General features: G+C 63.1%; 12 protein-coding genes. 6 read left to right on the forward strand and 6 right to left on the reverse strand.

Going from position 1 to position 11095, the window contains the following annotated elements; translation table 11 throughout:
* The first annotated feature begins 128 nt into the window (after positions 1-128).
* Together flaF and JQ635_RS04900 are read left to right on the forward strand one after the other, a co-directional pair.
* Positions 129-497: a flagellar biosynthesis regulator FlaF gene (flaF, locus tag JQ635_RS04895; RefSeq protein WP_211408733.1), complete on the forward strand. Its 369-nt coding sequence runs from the start codon at positions 129-131 to the stop codon at positions 495-497.
* Between the two features lie 13 nt (positions 498-510).
* The gene (locus tag JQ635_RS04900; protein WP_211408734.1) at positions 511-876 is read left to right on the forward strand and encodes a hypothetical protein; all 366 of its coding nucleotides are present in this window, start codon (positions 511-513) and stop codon (positions 874-876) included.
* On the opposite strand, the gene JQ635_RS04905 is transcribed toward JQ635_RS04900, so the two are convergent.
* The 4 genes from JQ635_RS04905 to JQ635_RS04920 form a co-directional block, all read right to left on the reverse strand.
* Positions 877-1236: a hypothetical protein gene (locus JQ635_RS04905; RefSeq protein WP_211408735.1), complete on the reverse strand. Its 360-nt coding sequence runs from the start codon at positions 1234-1236 to the stop codon at positions 877-879.
* Between the two features lie 159 nt (positions 1237-1395).
* Positions 1396-1893 carry a hypothetical protein gene (locus JQ635_RS04910; RefSeq protein ID WP_211408736.1) on the reverse strand — a complete coding sequence of 166 codons (498 nt, stop codon included), beginning with the start codon at positions 1891-1893 and terminating at the stop codon, positions 1396-1398.
* Between the two features lie 11 nt (positions 1894-1904).
* Positions 1905-2279, reverse strand: coding sequence for a flagellar assembly peptidoglycan hydrolase FlgJ (flgJ, locus tag JQ635_RS04915; protein WP_063682348.1), 375 nt, complete (start codon positions 2277-2279; stop codon positions 1905-1907).
* On the reverse strand, positions 2279-3403 hold the full coding sequence (locus tag JQ635_RS04920; protein ID WP_211408737.1) for a flagellar basal body P-ring protein FlgI: 1125 nt from the start codon (positions 3401-3403) through the stop codon (positions 2279-2281). Before JQ635_RS04920 ends, flgJ begins: the two co-directional genes overlap by 1 nt.
* Positions 3404-3686: 283 nt before the next feature.
* Between JQ635_RS04920 and JQ635_RS04925 the strand changes: the two genes are divergently transcribed.
* Entirely contained in the window at positions 3687-4100 is a 414-nt protein-coding gene (locus JQ635_RS04925) for a flagellar assembly protein FliX (RefSeq protein ID WP_211408738.1), read from the forward strand.
* A 175-nt stretch (positions 4101-4275) separates the two neighbouring features.
* On the opposite strand, the gene JQ635_RS04930 is transcribed toward JQ635_RS04925, so the two are convergent.
* Positions 4276-4647 carry a winged helix-turn-helix transcriptional regulator gene (locus JQ635_RS04930; protein ID WP_211408739.1) on the reverse strand — a complete coding sequence of 124 codons (372 nt, stop codon included), beginning with the start codon at positions 4645-4647 and terminating at the stop codon, positions 4276-4278.
* Between the two features lie 157 nt (positions 4648-4804).
* Here JQ635_RS04930 and JQ635_RS04935 point away from each other — a divergent pair, with 157 nt between their 5' ends.
* Together JQ635_RS04935 and dksA are read left to right on the forward strand one after the other, a co-directional pair.
* The gene (locus JQ635_RS04935; protein ID WP_211408740.1) at positions 4805-5416 is read left to right on the forward strand and encodes an NAD(P)-dependent oxidoreductase; all 612 of its coding nucleotides are present in this window, start codon (positions 4805-4807) and stop codon (positions 5414-5416) included.
* Positions 5417-5631: 215 nt separating this feature from the next.
* Positions 5632-5997: an RNA polymerase-binding protein DksA gene (gene dksA, locus JQ635_RS04940; RefSeq protein ID WP_008554760.1), complete on the forward strand. Its 366-nt coding sequence runs from the start codon at positions 5632-5634 to the stop codon at positions 5995-5997.
* Positions 5998-6441: 444 nt separating this feature from the next.
* Here the strand turns inward: dksA and JQ635_RS04945 are convergent, their stop codons facing one another.
* The gene (locus JQ635_RS04945) at positions 6442-7428 is read right to left on the reverse strand and encodes a hypothetical protein (protein ID WP_211408741.1); all 987 of its coding nucleotides are present in this window, start codon (positions 7426-7428) and stop codon (positions 6442-6444) included.
* Between the two features lie 790 nt (positions 7429-8218).
* Between JQ635_RS04945 and JQ635_RS39320 the strand changes: the two genes are divergently transcribed.
* Positions 8219-10705, forward strand: coding sequence for a helicase C-terminal domain-containing protein (locus tag JQ635_RS39320; protein ID WP_211408742.1), 2487 nt, complete (start codon positions 8219-8221; stop codon positions 10703-10705).
* The last annotated feature ends 390 nt before the right edge of the window (positions 10706-11095 follow it).

The raw sequence follows: 11095 nt of genomic DNA on the forward strand, positions 1-11095 counted from the left end.
AGAACCGGGCCCGTAATTGTCCGGAGACTGTCCGTACTCTCACGTAAGCAAATCTTAAACGGTGCTGCCTAGTGTCGGAATGAATCCTTAAGCCTGCATAACGGGCAAGGAAACTTCCAGGGTGATAAATGTCGAGTTCTGCTGCTTCGGCTTATGCGCGCGTCGCAACGACCACTGCGTCCCCCCGCGACATTGAGGCGCAAACGCTGCTGAAGGCCGCCAACAAGCTGCAAGACGCGATCAACAGCGACGATCCCTACGGGGAGCAGACCATGCAGGCCCTGATGTTCAACCGCAAGCTCTGGACCATTTTCCTGAGCGAGGCGATGCGGGACACCAACCCGCAGCCGATCGACGTGCGGCAGAAGATCGCAAATATCAGCGTGTTCGTGCTGAGTCAGACCGCGGCGCTCCAGGCGAGCCCGCAGCTCGATCATTTCCGCCCGCTGATCGAGATCAACAGGAATATTGCCGCCGGTCTGTCCGGGCGGCCGTAGACGGAGACGAGTCGTGGCCGACGTGATGAGCATCCTGTCGAGCTCGTACAAGTCGGCCGGCATGTCGATTCCAAGCCATACCAAATACGTTCCGGTCGATGCCTCGCTCTATCAGGGCACGTGGACGGGCAAGTATCCCGACGGAAAGACGTTCTCGCTCAGCATCTCGCAGATCGACGGCTTCCGCGCGCAGGTCCACTATCAAAGTGGCAGCACGTCTCAGTATCAGCAGGTGCTGATCAAGGACTCGGCGTTTCGGTTCGGCAACACCAAGTTCATCCTGACGGGTAACGGCAAGGCCCAGATCAAGAACGTCGTCACCGACCCCGCGACCGGGTCGACCTACATCGACACCGCCCAAGCGACGCGGAGCACTTGATCAGGCGCTGAGGTCCGTGTTGAGCGGACGCGTGGGTTCGGACTTCAAGTCCAGTGCATGGAAGTAAGCACGCCGCCGCAGCATGGCCTCGTCGGGAAATTGATTGACCACCGCGTCCGTCCTGTCATTGACGACCTGAAAGACGAAGGATGCTGCCGCCTGGTCGAACACGACCTGGCGCGAGACGTTGTCGTTGGTGTGCAAATCATTGCGCACGATCGCGCTCGCATCGCTCGCGGCGACCGTCTGGCTCACCGGAAGATCAGTTTGCACGGCTTCATTCGCCGCCGCATTCGACGTCGTTGTGATCTGCACGGGGGCCGGGATCCCCACCGGCCTGATGCTGAAATCTGTACTCATGGCAGCCTCCTGGTTGCCTTACTTGAGTCAAATCCCAACCCCTCTAATAACGCAACCTTGGAACACCAGGACTGAAGACCCGGTAAGCAAACGTGACTAACCGCGCGACGACATCGTCGCGCGGTTTTTCGTAAAATTGTCGCTTGTCTTCGACTGCGCTCAGAGCGAGCGGCTGACCGCGAGCGGGGTGATGTGGCGCGGGCCGGGAGCAGCGCGACGCCCTGCGGCGGTATAGGTGTTCGGTACGTTGCGCTTCTGGATCTCGGCATTGACACCGCGCACGACGCTCTCGGAGACCGCATGCGCAGTCGCGAGCACGGTGAGGTTGACCTGGAGCATCGCGCGGAACGCATCGTGGTGCCGATGCAGCGTCGAGAGCAGCTCGGGCGCGGATTTCGCGAGCTGAGCCTGGTTCGCCTTGAGCTGGCTGACGGCGCCGACATAGTTGCGCGACAGCTCCTGCTTCCTGCTCTCGAGCGTCATCGCCTCGCGGACCTTTCCGGCACGCACCAGCTCGGTCTCGTGCTCGATCAGGCTGAGCAGGGCGCTCATCGCATCCATCAGCTGCTCGGCGACCTTGCGCGCTTCGGCATGGCTGGGCGCGGCGTTCGGGCGCTGCGCTTGCATCGGCTGACGTGAGGCGTTGAACTGGTTCATCTCGTTGGACCTTATGCCGTACGAAGAGTGGTTTTCGCCTGCTGGATGATGAGGGTGCGATAGACGTCGCGGGCGACACCGACGCCGCCGGCATTGGCGAAGTTCTTGGAATATTGCTCGGTCAGCATCGAGCGCCACACGCCGGTGCCGGGCGTGCTGCCGAACGGGCCATCGCCCTTCAGGCCCGAGGTCATCTGCGAGAACATGCTGTTGAGGAACATCGCTTCGAAGTCGGTGGCGGTCTTCTGCGCCTTGGCTTGTTGCTGTGGCGCGACCTTTTGCAGGGCCGCGGCGAGCTCGAAGTCGGGCCGGCCGTTGCGGCTCTCGACCGAGAAGGCCGGGGAGTACGTCGTGAGGTGCGGGGTATTGATCGTGCTCGTCTGCATCACATCACCTCGATGTCGGCTTCGATCGCGCCGGCGGCCTTGATCGCCTGGAGGATGCTGATCATGTCGCGGGGGCCGATGCCGAGGCCGTTGAGGCCGTCGACGAGCTGCTGGAGCGAGACGCCGTCCTTGACCAGCGCCAGCTTCCTGCCGTCCTCGGTGACGCTGACGCTGCTGCGCGGCGCGACCACGGTGCGGCCGCGCGACAACGGGTTGGGCTGGCTCACCTGCGGGCTCTCGGAGATCGTGACGGTGAGGTTGCCCTGTGCAACCGCGACGGTGGCGACGCGGACGTCGCGGCCCATCACGATGATGCCGCTGCGTTCGTCGATGATGATCTTGGCGGCCAGATCAGGGTCGACCTGGAGCTGCTCGATCTCGGTAAGAAAGGCGACGACGTTGCCTTTGAACTCCGGCGGGACCGACAGCTGCACCGTCGAAGGATCGATCGGCTCGGCCGTCTTGACGCCGAGATAGTCGTTGACCGCCGCCGCGATGCGCTTGGCGGTGGTGAAGTCGGCGTTGCGCAGCGCCAGGCGGACGTTCGGAAGCCGGTTGAGCGCAAACTCGATCTCGCGCTCGATGATCGCGCCGTTGGCGATGCGCCCCACGGTCGGAACGCCGCGCACGATCTTGGCCGCCTCGCCCTCGGCCTGGAAGCCGGAGATCGCGAGCGAGCCCTGTGCGACCGCATAGACGTTGCCGTCGGCACCTAACAGGGGAGTGACGAGCAGGGTGCCGCCCTGCAGGTTCTTGGCGTCGCCGAGCGCGGACACTGTGACGTCCATGCGCGTGCCCTGGGTGGCGAAGGCCGGCAGATTGCCTGTCACCATCACGGCAGCGACGTTGCCGGTACGAATGGTGGCGCCGCGGATGTTGACGCCCATGCGCTCGAGCATCGCTTGCAGCGACTGCTTGGTGAAGGGGATGTTGTTGAGCGTGTCGCCGGTGCCATTGAGGCCGACGACGAGGCCGTAGCCGATGAGCTGGTTCTGCCGCACGCCTTCGATATTGGCGAGGTCCTTGATGCGCGAGGTCGCAGCCGCCGACGCGACCGACAACGCCAGCGCTGACAGCGCGGCGCAGGCCACCCCAACAATCCTCACCCAACGAACGCCTGGCATCCTCTGCTCCCCAAGGCTTCCAAAGAGCCTCCTCAAATCGACAAGACCTGCACGACACTCCCATGACGAGCTGGTCCGGCGCTTTCCTTGCGAGCGCTGTGCCAACGCGGGGCAGAGGAGTTAGGCGGTTGAATAGGTTGAATAAATCTGTTTCGACCGGTGTCAGCGGGCGTTCGCCTTCAGGAGCGAAACTGCCGCCTGTCGGCAGATTTTGCCGGGCCGTTTACGGGCCGTTAACCATAAAACGGCGAATGTGGCGCATCGATCACCCGGATTGCTTCCGATGCGCATCTACGGACCGAACGGCACCACGCTTGGAACGTCGGCCAGCCAGGCCAGACGGACCGGCTCCGGCACCTTCGTGCTGCCCGACACCTCGTCGGCGCAGGAGACGCGGAGCGCTGCCGCACCGAAGGCCGCCGCCAACATCGATGCTCTGCTCGCGCTGCAAGGCGTCGAGGAGGATCCGGTCGAGCGCCGCAAGCGCTCGGTCGCCCGCGGCAGGACCGCGCTCGACGTGCTCGACGAGCTCAAGATGGGGCTGTTGTCCGGCAATCTCGATGCATCGACTGTGATGCGGCTGCGCGATGCCGCGGCGAACCTGAAATCGTCCTCGGGCGATCCCGGACTGGATTCCGTGCTCTCGGAAATCGAGCTGCGCGTCGAGGTGGAACTGGCGAAGGCGGGGCAGGCCTGATCAGGCGTCGCGCGCTGCCATCGCCCGCCTGGTGCGCAATTGCGCACAGGGGCGGGCGATCCAGTATTCCAGAGACAGTTATTGTTGAATCGATAGCCGCGGCGTACTGGATTCCCGGTCAAGCCGGGGCATGACAGCGGAGTTTGGGGCGAAACCGCACGTCGCCTCGCACACCTTACGCCGCTTCCTCCTTCTGTTGGGCGTCGTAGCGGCGCTGGGCGGCGAGAACGTCTTTCAGATTCTGTTCGGCCCAATCGCGCAGCGGATCGACCGCGGCGGCGAGCGTCAGCCCGAGCTGCGTGATCGAATACTCCACCGTCACAGGCACGGTTGCGATGGCGCGGCGTTTGATCAATCCGTCGCGTTCGAGCGACTTGAGAACCTGGCTCAGCATCTTCTGCGAAATGCCTTCAATCGTGCGGCGCAACTGATTGAAGCGCATCGGCTCTTCGCGCAGCAGCAAGAGGATCAGCACCGCCCATTTGTCGCCGACGCGGTCGAGGATCTGGCGAGTAGGGCAATTCGCTGCATAGACGTCGGGCTTCATCGTCGGGTCCTCAATCCATACCGGTCGCCTGCGCGCGCCGGTCCGTTGTGCCGGTTACTCGAGCGTAATCAGGTAAGCACAAAGTGCTCTCTTAACACCAGCATTCTTTGCGATATCTAGTCACTGTTAGTTACCACAGAAGCAAAGGAGCCTTCCAATGAAAATCGCAGTCGCCGGCGCCTCGGGCCGAGCCGGGTCGGAGCTCACCAAGGAGCTGTCGCGCCGCGGCCATAGCGTGACCGCGATCGCCCGGAACCCGGAGAAGATCGCGGCCCTGCCGAACGTCACGCCGACCAAGGGCGACGTGCTCGACCAGGCGGGCTTGACCAAGCAGTGGGCCGGGCACGACGTCGCCGTGAGTTCCGTCCACTTCCTGGCAAGCGACCCGCAGAAGCTGATCGGCGCGGCCAAGGCGTCCGGGGTGGGCCGTTACCTCGTCGTCGGCGGAGCCGGCAGCCTCGAAGTCGCCCCCGGCGTGAAGCTGGTCACAACTCCCGGTTTTCCGGCCCAATACAAGGCCGAGGCGGAGGCGGGCTCCGCCTTTCTCGACCTGCTGCGGCAGGAAAAGGACCTGAACTGGACCTTCATCTCGCCATCGGCGCTGTTCATCGAGGGGGAACGCACCGGCAAGTTCCGGCTCGGGACCGATCAGCTTCTCGCAGATGCGAACGGCAAGAGCTGGATCAGCTTCGCCGACTACGCCATTGCGCTGGCTGACGAGATCGAGAAGCCGGCCCATCTGAAGCAGCGTTTCACGGTCGGCTACTAGGCCTTCGGCCGCCCCTGGGCTCTCCAGGATAAACCTTCCTGTGCAAGGGTTTGGGGGCGGTAACCGAGTGATTAAGGAAATATTGTCTGTCACAGGAGGCCGCTATATAACGCCCCGCTCAACGGACCCCGTTCCGTTTGCGAGTCGTTGCTTAGACAGATAGGCCGCCCTTGGAAAAGTTGAAAAACTACCGACCGACCGAAAAAGAGCCTTTCATGAACGACCGGCAGAAGGAGTACTTCCGTTTGAAGCTCCTCGCCTGGAAGGATGAGATCCTCAAAGAGTCCAAGCTCACCCTGCAGGCTCTGCAGGAGGAGAACGTGAACCACCCCGATCTCGCCGATCGGGCATCGTCCGAAACCGACCGCGCCATCGAACTCCGCGCCCGCGACCGCCAGCGCAAGTTGATCGCCAAGATCGACGCCGCGCTCCAGCGTATCGAGGACAACACCTACGGCTATTGCGAGGACACCGGCGAGCCAATTTCGTTGAAGCGGCTCGAAGCCCGGCCCATCGCAACGCTCTCGGTGGAAGCGCAGGAGCGCCACGAGAAACGCGAGAAGGTTTATCGCGACGAATAAGGTCCGAGCCGCAGCGATGCGGCTCTTTGTTTTTGTATGCCGACACGCTTAGACCGCGTCGATGACGCTCTAAGAGTGGGGCGGTAGGTCTATTGCTATTTCTTCTACCGGGCGTTGCGGCCCGGTGAGAATTTGCTTTCTATCGGCGCCTGCCGACGGCGGCGGATTCGCTAGTTTTGTTTCAAATTTCGAACTCAGCGCCTGGGCTGACCACGCCCGCAGCCAAGCGGAACGCCCGCGCGATCTGATCGGCTGTCGGTTGCGTCAGGTAGGACATTTCGCTGCGATCGGCGGTCTTGACGAAGGCCTACACCGGCACGCCGGCGATCAGCTTGACCTTCCAAGCTTGGCGATCTCCTCAGCGGGGATCGTGATCCGGGCGTTACGATAGATCGCGCCTGTTTGCCGGTTGCCGCAGCGGCTTGAGAGCCCGCCAGGTGGCTTTTAGCGCGACCGAGCAATCATCAGCAAGATGCCGCCGATTTGCGGCAAGAGCGCCAGCAGTATTAGGCGCAGCATTGCGAAGGCATCAGCCCCCGGGTTCGCGACTCCGACACTGAGCCAGGCCACGATCTTAGCGGCCGCGTCGGTTTGGGGATCCGCGGCACGTTCGACCGCACTCAGCGCAGCATCGAGCGCGCGTTGGCGATCCGTCACGGCTTGCTCGCGCTCGCGACAGAAGCGACCCACTCCGCCGGCGCATTCTCGGTTACGTGCCGCAACGGCGTCACGCAACGCGTCCTGCGCTATCGTTACGGCTGGCGTCACGCGTGACGCGCGGGTGAGGGTGACGTCCGCGATGTTGACGGAAGCGAACCCGATGCCAGACGTGACGGCGAACACAAAGGTCGCCAACCATACCAGCCAAGCTATGATGGCTGTGGCCCGACGGCGTGCCTGCCAAAGCTGGACGGCGGTGGGGGGCACCGCCAGGGCCACAAGATCGCTGGCGATGCCGATGGCGAGAAAAAGCAATCCAGCAAGATCGGTCGAACCCAGCGTCTGGGCGAACCAACCGTTCATCGTGATGCCAACGGCAGCGAGTGCGAGGGCTGCCACCGTCAACCCGTGCGCGCTGATCGGCCGCCCGTTCGTCACCTGGCTGAGTGGCTCCGTGACGTGCGTGACGTCGGCGGAGACGGGTAACGTGACGGCGAGCGTGACGGGCGTGATGGACGTAACGGGCGTGACGGGCGTGACGGCCGTGACGGGTAACGCGGCAGGCGTGACGGTGACGTTGGACGCGACTGGCAACCCAACGACCGCAGCGACTGGCTGGGCATCAGGTAGCGCTTCGGGCGGAGCACTAGCCGGCGCTATTTGGCGCTGTTGCCGCTTGCGCTGCCGATAAGCGCGCTGTCGCTCGGCGGCCGTTTTGGGCCGGCGGGCTTCTTGGTCGGGGACAGTTGATGCAACGCTATCGTCAACCATTGGAAATCGGTTCCTATCGGCTCTGATGGTCAGGCAATCAGGTCAGTCGGCCGGCCCGCGACGGCGTGCCTTGGCCTCGGTCGCTTCTTGCTCATCGAACGCAGCTCTCCGCTCGCCGTCCCGACATGGATCGGCGTTCGCCGCTCGCGCGGCGTCGGTGGAATTGTCTGTCGTGTGGCCCGGGGGCGCCGCCGCCGTTCACCCGAACGGTCGCGAATCCTAGGCGAAGGTCCCTCGCGCAAGAGAAGGCGGCGCCGGCCTACGTCTTAGGCCTGCGGTCAACTGAGGCCATGCCCCGGTGAAGATCAACAAGAATCTTCGAAAAAGAGAAGTTAGATCAGTGACTTACGGCAGACGAATCCTTGAAAAATTGCACCCGGAAATTGGCTAAGTCAGCTAAATCGCGAGATTTTCCGGAATCCGGCATCCGGCGTTAACCATCGCGATTTTTCTGTAGATTTGCTGCCGAACCGGGCCGCTTCCGGGGCCCCTCGCGTGGCTACAGCTCGACGAAATCGGCCATCCTTGCCTCTGCGCACGCTCGCCAGACGGGGGCTGCACCGGTTGAAGCCACGCGTTGGCGGGAACCGATGACGCTCTAAGAGTGCGGAGGTCTATTACACTTTCTGCTACCGGGCGTTGCGACCCGGTGAGAATTGCTTTCTATTGACGCCCCCGCGGCAGCCGATTCGATGATTTTGTTCCGGATTTTGAACTGGGCGCTGGCGGACGAATTCTCGCCGGCGACCGCGCCCGTCGGCGCCAGCAGTAAAGTTTTGGAGTAAACCCCGTGGCCCTCGACTACAAGAAGATCAAATCCGGCCTCCCATCGACGAAGCCAACCGACCCCCGCAAGATCTTCACGACGCTCAAGCGCGACACGACCAAGTTCAAGCGACCGTCGGACGAGCAGGGCGACGTGTTCGACGCCTGGTACGGCAAGAGGACGCGGGGCGACAACACCCTGAAAATGAACACCGGCTCCGGCAAGACCGTGGTCGGCTTGCTGTGCCTGCAGAGCAGCCTGAACGAAGGCGTCGGGCCCGCGGTGTACGTCACGCCCGACAACTACCTCCTTCGCCAGGTCATCGCCGAAGCCGGGTCCTTGGGCGTGGCGGTGACCGAAGACGAGGGAGACGCGGCCTTCCTCTCCGGGAACGCGATCCTCGTCATCAACATCTGGAAGCTCGTCAACGGCAGATCCGTCTTCGGCGTCGGGCGCGGCGGCGCCAAGATCGAGATCGGAAGCCTCGTCATCGATGACGCGCACGCCTGCCTCGCGACCGTCGCCGACCAGTTCAAGATACGGCTACCCGCTTCGCATCCCGCTTACGACGCCTTACTGGAGCTGTTCAAGCCGGATCTCGAAAACCAGTCGGCGTCGGCCTATCTCGACGTCGCCGACCACGATCCGCAGATCGCCATGGCGGTGCCGTTCTGGGCCTGGAAGAACAAGCAGAGCGAAGTCCTTCGAATCCTGCATCCTCACCGCGGCGACGAGACGTTGAAGTGGCCGTGGCGCCTCGTCGAGGATGTCCTGGAGCTCTGCCAGTGCGCGTTCGGAGGCGGCAACGTCGAGATCGCGCCGCGCTTCATCCCGATCGACAACATCCCCGCGTTCACCGGCGCGAAGCGGCGCATCTACATGACCGCGACCCTGGCGGACGACGGCGTGTTGGTCAGCCACTTCCAGGCCGACGCCGCCGAGGTTGCCGATCCTATTCGGCCCAAGGGCGGCGGCGACATCGGCGACCGCATGATCCTCGCGCCGCAGGAGATCAACCCCGACATCACAATGGACGAGATCAAGGCGCTGGTCGCAGCCAAGGCCAAGACCATCAACGTCGCGGTCATCGTGCCGTCGAAGAAGAGGGCGGAATTCTGGTCCGACATCGCCAACCAGACGCTTACGGCCGAAAACATCGAGGAGGGGACCGACAAGCTCCGCAAGGGGCACGTCGGCCTGACGGTATTCGTCGGCAAGTACGACGGCGTCGATCTGCCTGCCAAGGCCTGCGAACTTCTGGTAATCGACGGTCTGCCCGAGCTCTATGGCCTGCTGGAGAGGATCGAGCAGGAAGCGCTGGACGGTACCCGCCGGCAATTGGTCCGCCAAGTACAACGGATCGAGCAGGGCATGGGGCGCGGCGTGCGTTCCAGCCAGGATCACTGCGTCGTTCTCCTCGTTGGCGCCAAGCTGACGCAGCGCCTGCATCGGCCGGATGCCCGGGCGCTGTTCTCGTCCGCGACGCGCGCGCAACTCGATCTCGGGCGTGAGGTCACCGCGCAATTGAAAGGCAAGCCACTGTCCGAGATCGAGACGGTGATGGACCTCTGCCTGACGGGCGACGATGAATGGCTCGACGCCAGCAGATCCGCCGTCGTCAACGCGGATGCCGGCGATGCGAGCCACGTCGACGAGACCGTGGTCGCGCTGCGCAAGGCCTTCGATTTCGCGCGCTCGAAGCGGTTCGACCTCGCTGAGCAAACGGTCCAGGAGGCCGTCAGGAAGGTGACCGAGAAGAAGGCGCTCGGCTACTTGAAGCAACAGCTTGCGGAGTACGTCCATCACACCGACCAGACGAAGGCGCAAGAAATCCAACTTGCGGCGGTTCAGGCCAACCCCGCGTTGGTGCGCCCGATCAGCGGCATCGTCTACAGCAAGCTCAGCGTCCCCAAGGACAGCCAGGCCGCCATGGCGGTAACATTCATGAAGCGCTTCCTCGAAGCGAACGATCTGATTATGTGGGTCAATGCGCTGATCGAAACGTTGGCGTGGGGCGAGGAAAACAGCAAGAAATTCGAGTCGACGATGTTCGATCTCGGCCTCTTCCTCGGCTTCGGATCCCAGCGACCCGAACAAGACACCGGTCGCGGGCCCGATAACCTCTGGGCTCTGGGCTCTCTGCAGTACCTTGTGATCGAGTGCAAGAGCGGCGCCGTCAAGGCGACTGCCATCAACAAGCACGACTGCAACCAGCTCACCGGCTCCATGACGTGGTTCGCCGACAAGTACGACAAGAGCTGCAGCGCGACGCCGGTCATGGTGCATCCGAAGATCACGCCCGAGCACGCCGCGACCCTGCATGCCGACGCGAGGATCATCACGGTGGAATGCCTGGCTCGCCTGGTCGAGGCGGTCAGGAAGTACGCGGTGGCGATCAGCCAGAAGAACGGCTACGCGGACGTCAAGGTAGTGGCTGCCCAGTTGAACCACTTCGGTCTGACACCGAACGATTTGGTCACGAAGTTTACCGTGCGCTTCAAGAAGTCCTGAGCGAGGCGGGAGAATCACGTGAACGCCAAGCCGGGCGGGAAGAAGCGCAAGCGCCTCGATCTGCCTGGCCGAGAATCGCTATGCATTCTGGGGCGCCTATCACGTGGCGCGAGCGGCGAAGATCAAGAGCGGAGGCTCGCTCTGCTTCGTTTCCGGCTCCCGGAGCGCGCGTCTCTCGGTAAACACCGTGCTGCAGGGAGCCGTGGCTGCGGCGATGGAGGCGTTGACGCGCGGGCTTGCTCTCGAACTCGCGCCGCTGCGGGTCTACACATCGGCGGACGGTGACCAGCGTTCAGATTGCCACCATTGAACCAAAGAGGGAATTCCTTTTGCTTGCGAGCCGGTTGTCCGCGAGGCAATATGCAAGCGAAATCAAGGGGGCATAGCTTG

The organism is Bradyrhizobium iriomotense (genome assembly GCF_018130765.1).
Lineage (GTDB): Bacteria > Pseudomonadota > Alphaproteobacteria > Rhizobiales > Xanthobacteraceae > Bradyrhizobium > Bradyrhizobium iriomotense_A.